Source organism: Cupriavidus sp. TMH.W2 (genome assembly GCF_050847365.1).
GTDB lineage: Bacteria > Pseudomonadota > Gammaproteobacteria > Burkholderiales > Burkholderiaceae > Cupriavidus.
In genome coordinates, this window is record NZ_CP193793.1 from 1,569,602 (window position 1) to 1,584,549 (window position 14,948).

The window sequence follows — 14,948 nt, forward strand, 5'->3', positions numbered from 1 at the left end:
GTTGACGTGGAATGATAAATACCTGTCATGTACTGTCAAGCGGGAGAAACCCCCGACCTCCACACTCGCAATGATCGATCGGCCGCATCGAAAAATCGGAGACAACATTCATGACGCAACGCCTCAAAGCGGCACCCGCAGTGGTCCGCGCCACCTCTCTGGGCAACTCGATCCGGGTCGAGCCAGTTACCTGCACCATCGGTGCGGAGCTCGGCAACGTCAATCTGGGCGCGGCTGCCGAGGACGAGCAGCTGATGGCAGAAATCCGGGCCCTGCTCTTGAAGCATCGCGTGCTGTTCTTTCGCGACCAGGACATCACGCGCGCGCAGCACGTAGCCTTTGCGCGCTACTTCGGCGAACTGGAGGACCATCCGGTGGTGGGAAGCCATCCCGATTACCCCGGACTGGTTCAGATCTACAAAACCCCGGACAGCCCCCCCGATCGCAACGAAAATTCCTGGCATACCGATGCCACCTGGCGCGAAAAGCCTCCGCTGGGCTGCGTGCTGCGCTGCATCGAATGCCCGCCCGTGGGCGGCGACACGATGTGGGTCAATATGGTCGAGGCTTATAACCAGTTGCCCGAGGATATCAAGACAAAGATCGCCTCATTGCGCGCGCGCCACAGCATCGAGGCGAGCTTCGGCGCCGCCATGCCGATCGAGAAGCGTCTTGCACTGAAGGCTCAGTTCCCGGACGCCGAGCACCCGGTTGTGCGCACCCATCCCGAAACCGGAGAGAAAGCGCTATTCGTCAACGGAAGCTTTACGACGCACTTCACCAATTACAACGTGCCGGCCAACGTGCGCTTCGGCATCGACAAGGCGCCGGGTTCCAGCAATCTGCTCAGCTACCTGGTCAGCCAGGCGACCATCCCCGAATACCAGCTGCGTTTTCGCTGGAAGAAGAACAGCGTTGCGTTCTGGGACAACCGTTCAACCCAGCACTACGCAGTGATGGATTACCCCCCGTGCCACCGCAAGATGGAGCGTACCGCCATCATCGGTGACGCGCCTTACTGAAAGATCGATATGACCTCTGCGGCACCAACCGTTCTCATCGTCCCTGGCCTGCGTGACCATGTGCCGGAACACTGGCAGACCCTGCTGGCGGCGAAGCTGCCTCGCGTAGTCAGCGTCGCCCCGCTTGAGCAGGACAAGCTGAGTTGCGCTGCCCGCGTCGACGCAATCGATCGCGCCCTGGCCACCATCGCCGGGCCGGTGATCATTGTGGCGCACAGCGCGGGGGCGATGATGGTCGCCCACTGGGCGGCCCGGGGCGCGACCCGCGAGATCCTCGGCGCACTGCTTTCAGCGCCCGCGGACCTCGAGACGCCGATGCCGGCAGGCTACCCGACCACCGACACACTGAGCGACCACGGTTGGCTGCCGATCCCTCGCGGAATATTGCCGTTTCCGAGCATTGTTGCGGCAAGCAGCAATGATCCTCTGACGCGTCTCGATCGCGCCCGCGAGCTGGCACAGGCGTGGGGAAGCCGCTTCGTCGAACTCGGCGAAGTCGGGCATTTGAATCCCGCTTCAGGCTATGGCGAGTGGCCGCAGGCCGAAGCGTTCATTCGCGAACTCTCGTGAACGGTAGCCACCCGGCCAGTTGCCCGGCCGGGTGACTGCCCGATTAATCTGGCTGGTAGTTAATGGACTTCAGCAGCGCGGACTGTTGCTGGTATGCCTGCTTCAGGTCCGCCATCAACTCTTCCGAGGTGGCGGCACCCCCCTCTTCCATGCCCATGTCCTTGATGTGGTTCTGCACTGCCGGTTGCCTGAAGTACGCCAGCGTCACCTCGCGGATCTTTTGCTGGACTGCCGGAGGGACATCCGGGCGCGACCACACGGCGAACCAGCCTGCTTGCGCCAGCTGCGGGTAGCCGAGTTCCTTGAACGTCGGCACATCCGGCAATGCGGCAATCCGCGTCGGATAGTTCAACGCAATCGCCTTGATCTTGCCCGCCCTGATCAGCGGCAAGGAGGTCGTCACCCCATCGAACATCAGGGGCACATGGCCGCCCATCAGGTCGTTCAATGCCGGGGGAGAGCCTTTGTAGCCCACATGGCGCATTGGCACATGCGTGAGTTGCCCGAGCAGTATGCCCGAGGTGTGGCCCTTCAATCCCGCTGCGTAAGAGGCGAATACAAGTCCGTCCTTCTGCGATTTGCCGTAGTCCACCAACTGCTTCAGGTTGGAGACCGGCACGTCCTTGTTGGCAACCAGCACCAACCCCGTGCGGCTGATCTGGGCCAGGGGCTTCAGGTCCGCAAAGGGCTTGTAATGGACCTTGTAGGCCAACGGCGCTTCGCTCACGACGCCGCCCTGGATGACCACCAGGGTATGGCCATCCTTGCCGTTGGATTGCAAATCGCTGATCGCCAGCGCGCCGGCGGCACCAGGCTTGTTCTCTACGATAACCGGCTTGCCCAGCTTCTTCTGCAGGCCTTCCGCCAGCAGCCGCGCCAACGCGTCGGCACTGCCACCGGCAGGCCCTCCCACCACCAGGCGGACAGGCTTGCTGGGCCAAGCCTCCTGGGCCTGAGCCATAGGCATCCCGCCGGAGACACCCATACCGATCGCCAGGGCGCAACTGCGCCACCAGAGGTTATTGGTTCGCTTCTTCATGTCTGTACTCATTTGATTGCTTCGCTTCGCATGTTTGGAGAGCTTTGTCGCCGATGGGACCGATGCGCAAGCGTTGCCGCGCATTCACCCTTTGTCCATTCTCGGATCGCACCGGGTCAACCGGCATGACCGATCACGACACGTTGTTGCCAATATGCGCAAACAGAGGGAAAACCCTGCCGGGATAGGGTGATCACGCTCTCAAGGAGATCCAGCGCTCCTTGCGTCAGCGGGCGGCTGTCACAAAAGGCCAAGTCCATGGCGTGCACGGTAAAGCGGGAAGTAGCGCCAGGTTAGATGATCCGATGCGAGAAGTGCTTATCGAGGCATCGTCAATGCTCTTGCACGCGATGATCAAAAGAAGCGCCCGGCGACGCGGATGCCCGGCAGGAACCACTGCAGACCCTGGCGTAGCGGCCTTGCTTCACACCGGTCACACGACAGCAGGCGGAACTGCTGATCATGAGTTCCGGGAGTCATTGGATGGAGACAGAATTGAACGTGTATACGAGTAATGCCATGCCGGCCGAGCCGGTTGTGGCTACCACTGGTGCCCGCACCTACGCGTGGGTGGTATTCGCATTGATGTTTTGCCTGCTGCTGTCTGACTACATGTCGCGGCAGGCGATCAATGCCTTGTTTCCGCTCCTGAAATTGCAATGGCAGATCTCCGACACACAGCTCGGTTCGATCAGCAGCGTGGTGCCGTTGGCGGTCGGCGTGCTGACCCTTCCCTTCTCCATCATCGCGGACCGCTGGGGACGTGTCAAAAGCATTGCACTGATGGTTTCGGTGTGGAGTGTTGCCACGCTCGGGTGTGCCATTGCCGGCAGCTACCATGAAATGTTCGTTGCGCGCTTGTTCGTTGGTGTCGGCGAGGCCGCTTACGGAAGCGTCGGATTCGCCATGCTCGTGAGCGTCTTTCCAAGGCACATGCGGTCCACCGTTGCCGGCGGCTTTACGTCTGCTGCTGCTTTCGGGTCCGTGCTCGGTGTTTCCCTGTCCGGCATCATTGCGACGCACTTTGGCTGGCGCTGGTCGATGGGCCTGATGGCGATCATTGGCTTTGTGCTGGTGATCATCTATTACTTCGTGGTCACCGAAGAAAGACTCGCACGCGCGCGGCCGGACCATGCGAACGGGAATCCGGAACACGGGCACGTGAAACTATCACCGCGTGCTTTCTTTGCTGCCTTGTTTCCGTCTGGTTCCGTCTTCTGCGCCTACCTCGGCTGCGCCCTGCAGATCTTCGTTCAAGGCACGCTTTTCGTATGGCTGCCCAGCTACCTGAATCGCTACTGGGGCATGCCTGTCAGCGAGGCGGCCGTACTGGCTGCCGGCCTTGTCCTTGTCAGCGGCCTGGGTCAACTCATGTGCGGCGTGATGACCGACCGGATCAGCGGGGATTCGTCCCTGAAGCGGTGGAACATGGCCATCGGCTATTGCTTTGTGCTTGGCACTCTGCTGGCGATCGCGTTCCGCTTGCCACCGGGCAATCTGCAACTCGCGCTGCTTGCGCCCGGGGTGTTCTTCCTTGCCAGCTCGTTCGGCACATGTAGCGCGATCATTGCCGGCGCCACGCCGCCAGCGATTCATGGCTCGGCTTTTGCGACGCTAACGCTGTTTAACAACATACTGGGCCTCGCAGCAGGCCCCTTTATCACCGGTATGGTGGCAGACGCAGTTGGCCTTCAGGTCGCCTTGCGCTGGCTACCGCTTGCGGCGGTTCTGCCTTTCATCGTGTTCCTCATCGGCAGATGGCGCTACGCCGCGCAGGCGCGACGCGGCTGAGCTGGGTGGTGAGGCAGAAGATTTGGCAGGTTGGGTAGAAGTCCCAAAAACATGGGGGAGACAATGTCATTACTGAAGAAGCTGTTCGCAGTTGCTCTGTGCGCCGAGGCAGCCATTGCCTTGTGCACGCCCGGCCCGGCCCAGGCACAGGAAGCCTGGCCTGCGCGCCCGATTCAGATGATCGTGCCGTCGTCTCCGGGATCGGGAACCGACGCGCTGGCGCGGGTCATGGCGCAGCGCCTTTCCGAAGCGCTGAAGCAGGCTGTGGTCGTGGAGAACCGGCCGGGCGGCAGCGGGGTGATCGGGACCAATGCCGTTCTCAAGGCGGCGCCGGATGGCTACACGATTCTCTACACGACGGCATCCAACATGGTGGTTGCGCCGGCCGTCATCAAGTCCATTTCCCAGGATGCAAGAAAGCGCCTTGTTCCGATCGCACAGACTGCTGTCGGCGGGGTGTTGCTGCTGGTGAGCCCGGATCTTCCGGTGCAAGACTTGCCCGGACTCATCGCACTCGTGAAGGCGAATCCGGACAAGTACAGCTATGGCAGCTGGGCCACCGGCTCGTCCGGGAACCTGACGATGGAGTGGCTGAAAAAACAGACCGGCATGAAGACCGAACACGTTGCGTATCGGACATCCAGTCAACTGCTTACCGAACTTTCTTCGGGGGTGCTGAAGATCGGCTGGACTGATCCCAGCGTGGCGGTTCCGTTCCTGCGATCCGGGAAGGTGCGCGGCATTGCGATTGTGGGCAACGTGCGATCCCCCCAGCTTGCCACCGTCAAGACGATGAGCGAGCAGGGCTACAAGTTCAATACGGTGGGATGGTTCGGCATGTTCGCGCCGGCCGGGACCAGTCCGGCGATCGTGAAGCGGCTGGCCGATGAGGTCAACAAGGTGCAGGCGTTGCCGGAGATCGCGGACCTGATGAAGAAACTGAACTTCGAGCCGCCTCCGGTAAAGTCCTCCGCACAGTTGGGCGAGATCGTCCAGAACGATCTGCAAGTCTGGACGAAGATCGCCAACGACGCTGCAATCAGGGTCGATGAATAGCACGAGCCGCGCGCGGCAACCTCAATCCTGCATCCGGATACGGCCCCTGCTCTGCCATGAAGGAACTATTGCGTGAATTGCTCTGAATTTTCGGGTACATGCCCTGCCCCGGCCTCATCCCGAACGCTGCGGGTTGTTTTCTACCTTGACCTGATTTACCCCTGGTGCCGGATCGGGTTGCGTAATCTGCGTTCGGCATGGGCAAGCTTTCACATTTGGCTAAGGCAGGCGTCAGCGGATCACTGTCATAAAAAGGAAAGTTCAAGGCGCGCAAGGTAAAGCGGGGAGCGGCGCCAGGCCAGATGATGCAATGGTAGTGAAGGACACTCTATCGAGCCTTCCCCAATTTGGCGACGTCAAAAAAATGGCCACCGTCATTCCCGTGCAGGCGGGAAGCCAGCGTCTTCACGTCCCTTTCGGGGATAAAGCCACTGGGTCCCCGCCTGCGCGGGGACGACGGTTAGCAAAGGCTGTCGTGAATTTTGAAAAATCAATAGTTTTCCCGTTGGCGCGCTCAAGCGGCAAGCCGCGGATGAACGGTCATACTTGATACAGAACAGGAGGCAGCATGGCGAAAGTCGTCAAATTTTACGAAACGGGCGGCCCCGAGGTCCTTCGTTTTGAGGACGTTGACGTTGGTGAACCAGGGCCGGGAGAGGTCCGCGTGCGCCACGTGGCCGTGGGCCTGAATTTTGCGGACACCTATTTCCGCGGGGGCACCTACCAGGTTCCGCTGCCCAGCGGCCTCGGCAATGAGGCAGCCGGGGTGGTCGAGGCCGTCGGTGCCGGCGTGACCCATCTGGCGGTCGGCGACCGTGTGACCTACACGGGCTTTATCAACACGCTGGGCGCCTACAGCACCGAGCGGCTGATTTCTGCCGCACCGCTGATCAAGCTGCCGGAGGCCATCAGTTGCGAAGTCGCGGCGGCCATGACCATGCGGGGCTTGTCAGCCGCCTACCTGATGCGCCGGATCTACCCCTTCAAGGCGGGCGACTCCATCCTGCTGCATGCCGCGGCAGGCGGTGTCGGCCTGATCGTTTCGCAGTGGGCCAAATTGCTCGGGCTGACCGTGATTGGCACGGTTTCGACCGATGCCAAGGCCGAGGTGGCGCGCGCCCACGGCTGTGATCACACGATCAACTACAGCCATGAGGATGTGGCCAGCCGCGTGCGGGAACTGACTGACGGCGTGGGCGTGAGCGTGGTCTTCGACAGCGTGGGCAAGGCCACCTTCATGTCCTCGCTGGACTCCCTCAAGCGCCGCGGCTTGCTGGTGTGCGTGGGTTTCGCCTCCGGCCCGGTCACCGGGTTCGATCCGGCAATTCTGGCCCGCAAGGGCTCGCTGTACCTGACCCGCCCGGGCCTGGCCGACTATATCGCCGATCCGGCCGAGAAGGCGGAACTGGTCGGCGAGCTGTTCGGCCACGTGGCGGCGGGCCGCATCCGCATCGGGATCAATCAGCGCTATGCCCTGGAGGAAGCCGTGCAGGCACATCGGGACCTCGAGGCCCGCAAGACCACGGGCTCGTCCGTTTTCGTGATCTGAGCGCTCGCCTTCGTGGGAGCGTGGCTGCGGAATAGCCCACACTCAGAATGGAATGCTGCAGAGCAAGCCGCCACGTCAAAGAACGATTGAGCTTTCCCTAATTCGCGACAGTGCAAAAACAACCACAGTCATTCCCGCGCAGGCGGGAATCCAGCGTCTTTGAAGTCACTGGGTTCCCGCCTGCGCGGGAACGACAAGCAAGAAGCGTTGTCGTGAATTTCGGAAACATCAATAAGCGCCGCGCGCATAGCGCAGAACGCCCTTCAAGCCCAGGCCTGAAGGGCGTTCTGCCTTGAGGGTCGGATCGGTCCCGCACGAAAGCAGGATTCCGTTAATTCCGATGGGTCAAAGCAACGAGGAGCCCTGCCGGCGGCTGCCAGATAGCCGCAGCCGCCAGGGGCTCTTCATTCAGGCGGGCGCCGCCTTTGCGGCCTGTTGGTCAATCTGCCGCCGCATTTCATCGGCCAGTGGATGCAGCCCGCTGGTGGAAGCGGCGGCGACCAGGCTGTAGCCCAGCCCCTGGTCTGCCCATGAGTATCCCGCCACGCCGGCCTGTTCGTGCGCCTTCATGGGCATGTCCCGTTCGACCTGCATGGGGCGCACCAGCATGGCCAGTCGGGTCCCGTGCCCGTCGTCATACATGAAGAGGCCGGCCGGCCCATGCTCGGTTGCCACCAGGCGCCCACCCATGTAGTGATAGCCAGCCTTGCTGAGATCCGGCAGGGAGACCGGACGCCGCAGGCGCGTGGATACCCAGCTGACCAGCGCAGCGCTGTCATTCGCGCTGATCTCCACCGGCCGGGTAGTGTCTGCGGCAAAGACCTGGTAACTGGCCGTGGCTTCGCGCGCGAGGGCAGCGATGCCGCCAGGCGCCGGCTCGGTTGCGCCGCGCCCGATCCAGCCGCCCATGCCGCCTATGCAGAGCGCGACCAGGATGGAAGCTGCCATTTGCCAGGGGCCGCCGGACCGCGTGCGGCGAGCCTCGAGCATATGGCACAGGTTCAGCTCCGGCGGGATGGGCTCATGGACGATCGGGGCAAGCGCCGCGCGCAATTGTTCGCGCTGCGCGATATAGCCCTCGATGCGACGAGCGACGTCCGGATGAAGCCGCATGTAGGCTTCGATCTCGCGTCGACGTGTGTCGTCCAGGGCGTTGTCCACATAGGCCAGCAGATCTTCTTCCTGCACGGGCCGATTCTCGCTCATTTGACCCTCCGCAATACCGGCATAGGGGCTGCCGCTGGCACACCGGCGCCCATGATCCTCAGAAGTTTTTCCCGCGCGCGCGACAGGCGCGACATCACGGTGCCAATGGGGATTTCCAGCACGCGGGCAGCGTCCGCGTACGACATGTCTTCCACCGAGACCAGCAACAGGACGCTACGCTGCTCCGCCGGCAGGGCATCGAGGGCGCTCAAGAGGTCGCGGTAGCGCAGCGCGTCCTCCTGCGTGGCGCGCGCCACCATCTGGGATTCGGCAACCTCGTCAATGGCGACGTGCATGCCCTGGGTGCCGGCACGCTTGCGCAATGCGGTCATTGCCAGGTTGTGCAGGATGGCAAAGACCCAGCTACGCGTGTCATCGTTGCTGCGGCGTGTAGTCCAGTAGGTGATGACTCTCTCCAGGCAGTCCTGCACCAGATCATCGGCGGCGCTCGTGTCGCGCAACAGTGCGCGCGCATAGCGGCGCAGCGCCGGGATCATCGGCTCGACCTGGAGCAACATGTCCTTCACTGCAATGTCCTGTTCCGGTACCTGTAGCCAACGGGTGGCAATACGGCGTCCGCGCGTCATACCTTCGCAGGCTGCCGCGCGGCCGCTCCTTCCATTACAACGCCTGCACCTGGACGGGCGCCGCGGGCTTGCCGTTCCCGGCCGGGGCGATGACCAGGTAACGGCGCGATTCGGCGCCCGCCCCCCCTTGCACGATCTGCCGGATGGGGCCGATCGCATTGACGATGGCCGAGCCCGCCGGGTTCGTCATGAAGGTGGCAAGAGGCTCCAGCGTGCCGCTACCGTCTGACCGGCTGCTTAGCGCAAGCACATAAGGCTGTTTAGGCTGCAGGCCGGTAGCGGACGCCTGCAGCACCTGGAGCAAGCCCTGATCAAACAGCGTAACACTCGTTGGCGGGTTGTCTGTGACGACTGGCTTGCCATCAGCAACCTGCACCAGCTTCAGCTGTGTGGTTTGTCCCGCCACCCCCAACTCCTGAAGACCCTGCGTCCCTGTCCCTTCGGCAACAGCATTGGGAACATAAACAATGGCTTGGGGCGCCTGACCAACCGGCATATTGGCAATTACGTTGTTGGTGGCTGTGTCAATGACGGCAAGGTTGTCCGCATTTTCAAGGCCGACGTAGACACGGGTCCCGTCGCCTGAGGGCCAGACGCCATGAGGCAGGCTGCCCACAGGGATGGTCGCGACCTGCGAAAAATCATCGGTACGGAAGACCTTGACCTGGTTCAGGCCCCCGATCGTGATGTAGGCAAACGTGCCCGCCGCCGTGTGCGCAAAATTCACATGGTTGGTAATGGGGCCGGTTTCCAGGGTCTTGATCAGGCGGAACGGGGGCCGGCCTTCAAAGACCTGGGTCTTGCCGATGTCCTTAAGCGTGAACCATACCTGCTTGCCGTCAGGCGTGGCAGCGATACTGGGACAGAACGGGCTTTCCTGCTTCACGCGGCCCACAATCTTGTGATCGGCGACGGTCACGACGGCTGTTTCCGGGTTGAACGACGAACAGATGTAGCCGTATTTGCCATCCGGCGAGAAGATCTGCATGCCCGGACCCGCGGCAACAGTGATGCGAGTCTTCTCCTCAAAGGTCCCGGCGTCAATGACGGAAATGTAGTTCTCGCCGCGAACCGTTACCCAGACTTCCTTGCCGTCCGGCGTGTAGAACGCCTCGTGGGGTGAACGCCCCACATAAGTCACATGCCTGACGGCATTGCTGGCCGTGTCGATGAAGGAAACCGAGTTGGACCCGATGGACACAACCGCCAGCGTCCGATGGTCCGGCGAGAAGCCCATGCCATGAACGAGCACCTGGCCGCGGTAGAGCGGGCTGAAATTGCCCGGCGCGGGGTCGCCCAGGCGGATGACGCCGAGGAGCTTGTTGTCAGCCGGATCCGTGACGGAAACCGTATTTGAGAATTGTTCGGCTGCGTAGATGCGGTCCCGGTGGCTGATGGGCACATCCGGGGCGCTCAATGCGCCCGGCGCCTGCCCGGCGAACGCTGGCCCGGCCACGCCGAGAAGGACTGTGAGGGACAGGGCTTTTCTGAACGAGTTTCGATTCATGGTTGGACCTTGCAATCAGTGCGTGTGCGCGGAATGGCTGTGGGAAACCGGCTGCGGGAGGGATTGACCGGCGCTGATCGGCTGAGTCGGCGCCGGCTCGGAAGGAGGCAGTGGCTGCCCGAGCGCAAGGCGCATCGCAGCGATTTCCTGCAGTTGCTCTACGACAATTTCCTGTGCAATGCGTCTGAGTTGCTCGTTCTTCCCATAGCGAAGCTCAGCCATTGCCATGTCGATGGCACCCTGGTGGTGCGGGATCATCATGGCCGCGAAATCCTCGTCAATGTTCCCACTTGGCTTGACAGCCATGCCATCCATCATCTTTGTCATGGCGGCATCGTTCTCGGCCATGAACTTCGCTTCGTCCGACCCGGCTTGCGTTGCGGCGGCGACCGATATGGACAGTGGCGCCATCAACGCCAGGGCGCCCCAGGCAAGCGCCCGCAGCCGGCATGAGCGGTGCAAGATCGTCATTTTTTCCTCTTTGTCGAGCGCCCCGAAACGAGGGCCGTTGCAAGGTAGACGAGTCGGGGTCGGCGCTTATTCCGGGCCGGATGAAATTTTCTTCGTGACTGGAGGGGGTGGAACATCCGACGCTCGGCGGAGGCGGCCGCGCCATTGCCAAGCAGCTGATTTGAAAAGGAAATCCTATCGATGAATTGGGGATCCAGACCCTGTCCGCCTCGTCCGCGAGCATTGCCAATGGTGCTTTCCTGCCGGGGTGCTGGCTGGCGTAGCTGCGGCTGCAATCGCTGCGCAGACACTGCTTGCCTGATCGCCGTTCAGGTGACCGGCGAAGAGACGCGAGCTTGCGCGGACTTATCGCTGCGATCCTGAACACCAGGTCACTCGACAGTCGTCAGCTGCGCATGCAGCATGCACGCCGGCAGCATCTGGGGGACGAGGCTTGTCCTGATGGTCTCGCCTACAATTACTCAGGCTGCACAATTTGACCCCAACCCATGCATTGCTGCGCAGCAGCGATCGCGCATGCACAGGCAGCCCGTTCCGCCGCGCTTGCGGCGGACCAGCGGTAGACCATGGCCGGGTCAAGGCGGGTCACGCACCACGGTGTGGCCAAGGAGCTGATCGATGCGCTCGCGGGGGAAGGATGCCATGCGCCTGAGACGGCTTGCGGCCTGGGTCGCGTCCGTCGTCGTCGCGCTGATCGTCGCGGGGCGCGTCACCGGCCTCATTGTTGACTGGCTGTGGTTTGGCTCGGTTGGCTACGCCGGGGTTTTCCGCACGATATTTGCCGCGCAGGCGCTGCTGTTCCTTGCCCTGTTCGCCGTTTCGGCAGGCGCGCTCTGGGTATCGGGCTGGCTGGCACACCGCTGCGCGAGGCAGGCTCAGGCCTGGACGCCGGAGGTCCTGGGCGAAGTGGTCGGCTCGATGGCGACGCGCCTCCCCTGGCGCGCCGCCATTGCCGGCGCAGCCGTCCTCGTGGGGCTGCTCATGGCGGTCGGTGAACTGTCGAGCTGGGACGTTGCGCTGCGCTATATCAATCAGGTGCCTTTCGGCAAGACCGACCCGATCTTCGGCAAGGACATCGGTTTCTACTTCTTCTCGCTGCCGGCGTATCTTGCCCTCAGGAACTGGCTGCTCCTGCTGCTGTGTTGCAGCGCAGTGATTGCCGGGATGGTCTACGGGTTGCGCGGCGATATCGCGCTGATCCAGTCCCCGCGCGGGCTTTCACCGGCGGCTGCGACCCATGGTTCGGCATTGCTCGGCCTGTTCTTCGCGCTGCAGGCGTGGTCCTACTGGCTCGACCGCTTCATCCTGCTCTACGGCGACAACGGCGTCGTGGTCGGCGCGAGCTATACCGATGTCCATGTCGGGCTGCCGGTTCTGTGGCTGCAACTCGGCCTGGCTGCCGCGGCTGCCGCCGCTTCATGGTCCAATATGCGCTGGCGGGACTCTCGGGTGCCTGCGGCCGCCGCACTCCTGGTGGTCGGCAGCGCATTCCTGCTCGGCACGATCTGGCCGGCATTGTTCCAGCGTTTCTATGTCAAGCCGAACGAGCTGCAACTGGAAACGCCGTATCTCGAACACAATATTGCGCTGACGCGGGAGGCCTATGGCGTGACGCAGATCGAGGCCAGGCCGTTTCCGGTCGAACAGAGCCTGAATCTCGCCTCGCTCCAGGCCAACCGCCCGACCATCGACAACATCCGCCTGTGGGACCTGCAGCCGCTGCGCGATACCTATGCGCAGTTGCAGGAGATCAGGACCTATTACAAGTTCCTCGCGACGGACATCGACCGCTACCGCCTCGACGCAGGCTACCAGCAAGTCATGCTGTCGGCGCGGGAACTGGAGCCAGCGCTGATTCCGGCCAATGCCCAGACCTGGGTGAACCTGCATCTTTTGTTCACGCATGGCAATGGCGTGGTGATGTCGCCGGTCACCGAGAAGTCCGCCGAAGGCCTGCCCACGCTCTATCTGCATGACATTCCCCCGCTCTCCAGCGGCGGCCCGGTCATCCAGGAGCCGCGCCTCTACTTCGGTGAAGGCGGCAAGGGCTATGTCATCGTCAAAGGCAGCATGCCCGAGTTCGACTACCCGAAGGGCAAGGACAACGTCTATACCGCCTACCGCGGGCGCGACGGCATCGAGATCGGCGGCATGGCGCGCCGTGCCCTGTTCGCCTGGCAGTTCGACGATCCCAATATCCTGCTGAGCGGCTACATCACCCAGGAAAGCCGCATCCTGCTTCATCGCAACATCCAGGACCGCGTGCGCACAATTGCCCCGTTCCTCATCTTCGACCGTGATCCCTATGCTGTCGTGAGCGATGGGCGCATCTACTGGATCCAGGACGCCTACACCACCAGCCGCTGGTTCCCTTATTCGCAGCCCGGCGCCGGCGATGGCGACAACTACATCCGCAACGCCGTCAAGGTAGTGATCGATGCATACAACGGTACGGTCGATTTCTACAACAGCGACCCGGCGGATCCGGTCCTGCAGGTGTACCAGCGCATCTTCCCGGGCATGTTCCGGCCGCTGGCAGCCATGCCGCAGGACCTGCAGCGGCATATCCGCTACCCTGAAGACCTGTTCCTGATCCAGGCGCAGATCTACCGCGCCTACCACATGGAAGTGGCAGAGGTCTTCTACAACCGCGAGGACCTCTGGGAGTTCCCGCGGCAGGTGTCGGGCATGAACGCAGCGAACGCTCCCGCCGCGCGGATGATGCCCTACTACATGATCCTGCGGCTGCCAGGGGAGGCGCGCGCCGAGTTCGTCCTCATGCTGCCGATGGTGCCCAGCCAGCGCGAAAACATGATTGCCTGGCTGGCGGCGCGCTCCGATTCCCCCAACTACGGCAAGCTCGTCGCCTACACCTTCCCCAAAGAGAAGCTGGTCTACGGGCCGTTCCAGATCGAGGCGCGCATCCAGCAGAACACCGAGATCTCGCAGCAGATTTCCCTGTGGAACCAGATGGGCTCGCGCGTCATCCGCGGCCATCTCCAGGTCGTGCCCATCGAGCACTCCATCCTCTATGTTTCCCCGCTCTACCTGCGCGCCGAGTCCGGCCAGTTGCCCGAACTCAAGCGTGTGATCGCCGCCTATGGCGATCGCGTCGTCATGGAGGACACCCTGGGCGCAGCGCTCGCAGCCCTCTTCAAGGAATCCGCCCCGGGGGCGATACCGGCGCAGGGCGCAGCGAATGCCCGCGCCCGCGAGGCACTCGGGCACTATGACCGTGCCATCGAGCGCCTGAAGGCGGGGGACTGGAGCCGCTTCGGCGCGGAACTCGATGCCTTGCGGCCACTGCTTGAGGCACTCGGGGCCGGGGGTGCCGACGAGCGGAAGTGAGCGGAGGGTTCAGAGTGGCGCATGGTCCGCTTGCGCTCCCGTTCCAGCGTGAAGCCGTCGGCATGAGCCGCCTTCCCGCCGGAGTTCGGCCATCTCCTATCATGGAATCACGCCTTGCCTCTGAACGAGCAGGCACGGGGCCCGGCGCGAACCGGCTTATTCATGTCGATGGGGTCTCCGACCGCCTCACACCCGGTTGCGCCGTGGCGGTTCCTCCTTTGGCGAACCCGGCGGTTTGCGCCCAGGCTGCGCGTCGCCGGCATGCATGTCGGGAGAATTCCATGGGCGACAATCAGCAACAAACCGTCATCGCGCTGAACCAGTTGATCGAGGCTGGCAAGGACAGCGAACTGGCCTGCATGAGCGGTGCCAGCGAAGTGCACGATGCGCAGATTCGCGACATTCTGACCAGCACCGCGGATTCCTGCCGGGCGTCGGTAAAGGAATTGCAGTCGCTGGTCAGTGCCATGGGTGGCGCGCCAGCTGACCGGGGCAGCATGAATGGCATGCTGTTCCGCGGCTGGATGGCGTTCCGCCACATGCTGTCGCCGAACAACGACGACACAGTGCTGGGAATGTGCGAGCACGAGGAAGATGCCGCCAGGCGTGAGTATCAGTCCGTCATGATGAAGCCGCTGCCACCCGAGGCCAGCGCAGCGCTGCAGCGCCAGTATGAGACGTTGACGCAGCATCATGGGCGGATTCATGCCATGCGTGGTATGCAGATTCACTGAGGACGTGGCCGCAAGCTTGCGCGCCAAAGGGGGCAGTCTTGCATACTCCCCCCCGCCATGTTGTGACA

At 62.7% G+C, this 14,948-nt stretch carries 12 protein-coding genes; 7 read left to right on the forward strand and 5 right to left on the reverse strand.

The features are described 5' to 3' along the window. Window positions 1–110 precede the first annotated feature (110 nt). On the forward strand, window positions 111–1,022 hold the full coding sequence (locus tag ACREYQ_RS24700) for a TauD/TfdA dioxygenase family protein (RefSeq protein ID WP_432260622.1): 912 nt from the start codon (window positions 111–113) through the stop codon (window positions 1,020–1,022). Between the two features lie 9 nt (window positions 1,023–1,031). Further along, complete coding sequence (locus ACREYQ_RS24705; RefSeq protein WP_432260623.1) at window positions 1,032–1,592, forward strand: RBBP9/YdeN family alpha/beta hydrolase; 561 nt, start codon at window positions 1,032–1,034, stop codon at window positions 1,590–1,592. Between the two features lie 43 nt (window positions 1,593–1,635). On the opposite strand, the gene ACREYQ_RS24710 is transcribed toward ACREYQ_RS24705, so the two are convergent. Next, window positions 1,636–2,631 carry a Bug family tripartite tricarboxylate transporter substrate binding protein gene (locus ACREYQ_RS24710; RefSeq protein WP_432260624.1) on the reverse strand — a complete coding sequence of 332 codons (996 nt, stop codon included), beginning with the start codon at window positions 2,629–2,631 and terminating at the stop codon, window positions 1,636–1,638. A gap of 483 nt (window positions 2,632–3,114) precedes the next feature. Between ACREYQ_RS24710 and ACREYQ_RS24715 the strand changes: the two genes are divergently transcribed. The 3 genes from ACREYQ_RS24715 (at window position 3,115) to ACREYQ_RS24725 (ending at window position 7,027) form a co-directional block, all read left to right on the forward strand. Next, window positions 3,115–4,422, forward strand: coding sequence for an MFS transporter (locus ACREYQ_RS24715; protein ID WP_432260625.1), 1,308 nt, complete (start codon window positions 3,115–3,117; stop codon window positions 4,420–4,422). A gap of 63 nt (window positions 4,423–4,485) precedes the next feature. Beyond that, window positions 4,486–5,478 (forward strand): Bug family tripartite tricarboxylate transporter substrate binding protein, encoded by a 993-nt coding sequence (locus tag ACREYQ_RS24720; protein ID WP_432260626.1) that lies wholly within the window; start codon window positions 4,486–4,488, stop codon window positions 5,476–5,478. A gap of 568 nt (window positions 5,479–6,046) precedes the next feature. Next, complete coding sequence (locus tag ACREYQ_RS24725; RefSeq protein ID WP_432260627.1) at window positions 6,047–7,027, forward strand: quinone oxidoreductase family protein; 981 nt, start codon at window positions 6,047–6,049, stop codon at window positions 7,025–7,027. 408 nt (window positions 7,028–7,435) lie between these two features. Here ACREYQ_RS24725 and ACREYQ_RS24730 read toward each other — a convergent pair whose 3' ends face one another. The 4 genes from ACREYQ_RS24730 to ACREYQ_RS24745 form a co-directional block, all read right to left on the reverse strand. Continuing rightward, window positions 7,436–8,233: an anti-sigma factor family protein gene (locus tag ACREYQ_RS24730; RefSeq protein ID WP_432260628.1), complete on the reverse strand. Its 798-nt coding sequence runs from the start codon at window positions 8,231–8,233 to the stop codon at window positions 7,436–7,438. Beyond that, window positions 8,230–8,751: a sigma-70 family RNA polymerase sigma factor gene (locus ACREYQ_RS24735; protein ID WP_432262649.1), complete on the reverse strand. Its 522-nt coding sequence runs from the start codon at window positions 8,749–8,751 to the stop codon at window positions 8,230–8,232. The genes ACREYQ_RS24730 and ACREYQ_RS24735 overlap by 4 nt, the downstream gene beginning before the upstream one ends. 103 nt (window positions 8,752–8,854) lie before the next feature. Beyond that, window positions 8,855–10,327, reverse strand: a complete 1,473-nt coding sequence (locus ACREYQ_RS24740; RefSeq protein WP_432260629.1) for a YncE family protein — start codon at window positions 10,325–10,327, stop codon at window positions 8,855–8,857. A gap of 15 nt (window positions 10,328–10,342) precedes the next feature. Continuing rightward, complete coding sequence (locus ACREYQ_RS24745; protein ID WP_432260630.1) at window positions 10,343–10,798, reverse strand: DUF305 domain-containing protein; 456 nt, start codon at window positions 10,796–10,798, stop codon at window positions 10,343–10,345. Between the two features lie 618 nt (window positions 10,799–11,416). Here ACREYQ_RS24745 and ACREYQ_RS24750 point away from each other — a divergent pair. Together ACREYQ_RS24750 and ACREYQ_RS24755 are read left to right on the forward strand one after the other, a co-directional pair. After that, window positions 11,417–14,146 (forward strand): UPF0182 family membrane protein, encoded by a 2,730-nt coding sequence (locus ACREYQ_RS24750; protein ID WP_432260631.1) that lies wholly within the window; start codon window positions 11,417–11,419, stop codon window positions 14,144–14,146. Between the two features lie 281 nt (window positions 14,147–14,427). Continuing rightward, window positions 14,428–14,880, forward strand: coding sequence for a PA2169 family four-helix-bundle protein (locus ACREYQ_RS24755; protein WP_432260632.1), 453 nt, complete (start codon window positions 14,428–14,430; stop codon window positions 14,878–14,880). Window positions 14,881–14,948 lie beyond the last annotated feature (68 nt).

Excerpts from the sequence above, each read along its gene's own strand:
- ACREYQ_RS24740 (WP_432260629.1), bottom strand. The coding sequence starts at position 10,327 with ATGAATCGAAACTCGTTCAGAAAAGCCCTGTCCCTCACAGTCCTTCTC.
- ACREYQ_RS24745 (WP_432260630.1), bottom strand. The coding sequence starts at position 10,798 with ATGACGATCTTGCACCGCTCATGCCGGCTGCGGGCGCTTGCCTGGGGC.
- ACREYQ_RS24715 (WP_432260625.1), top strand. The coding sequence starts at position 3,115 with ATGGAGACAGAATTGAACGTGTATACGAGTAATGCCATGCCGGCCGAG.
- ACREYQ_RS24725 (WP_432260627.1), top strand. The coding sequence starts at position 6,047 with ATGGCGAAAGTCGTCAAATTTTACGAAACGGGCGGCCCCGAGGTCCTT.
- ACREYQ_RS24720 (WP_432260626.1), top strand. The coding sequence starts at position 4,486 with ATGTCATTACTGAAGAAGCTGTTCGCAGTTGCTCTGTGCGCCGAGGCA.
- ACREYQ_RS24750 (WP_432260631.1), top strand. The coding sequence starts at position 11,417 with ATGCGCTCGCGGGGGAAGGATGCCATGCGCCTGAGACGGCTTGCGGCC.
- ACREYQ_RS24710 (WP_432260624.1), bottom strand. The coding sequence starts at position 2,631 with ATGAAGAAGCGAACCAATAACCTCTGGTGGCGCAGTTGCGCCCTGGCG.
- ACREYQ_RS24755 (WP_432260632.1), top strand. The coding sequence starts at position 14,428 with ATGGGCGACAATCAGCAACAAACCGTCATCGCGCTGAACCAGTTGATC.
- ACREYQ_RS24705 (WP_432260623.1), top strand. The coding sequence starts at position 1,032 with ATGACCTCTGCGGCACCAACCGTTCTCATCGTCCCTGGCCTGCGTGAC.
- ACREYQ_RS24700 (WP_432260622.1), top strand. The coding sequence starts at position 111 with ATGACGCAACGCCTCAAAGCGGCACCCGCAGTGGTCCGCGCCACCTCT.
- ACREYQ_RS24730 (WP_432260628.1), bottom strand. The coding sequence starts at position 8,233 with ATGAGCGAGAATCGGCCCGTGCAGGAAGAAGATCTGCTGGCCTATGTG.
- ACREYQ_RS24735 (WP_432262649.1), bottom strand. The coding sequence starts at position 8,751 with ATGTTGCTCCAGGTCGAGCCGATGATCCCGGCGCTGCGCCGCTATGCG.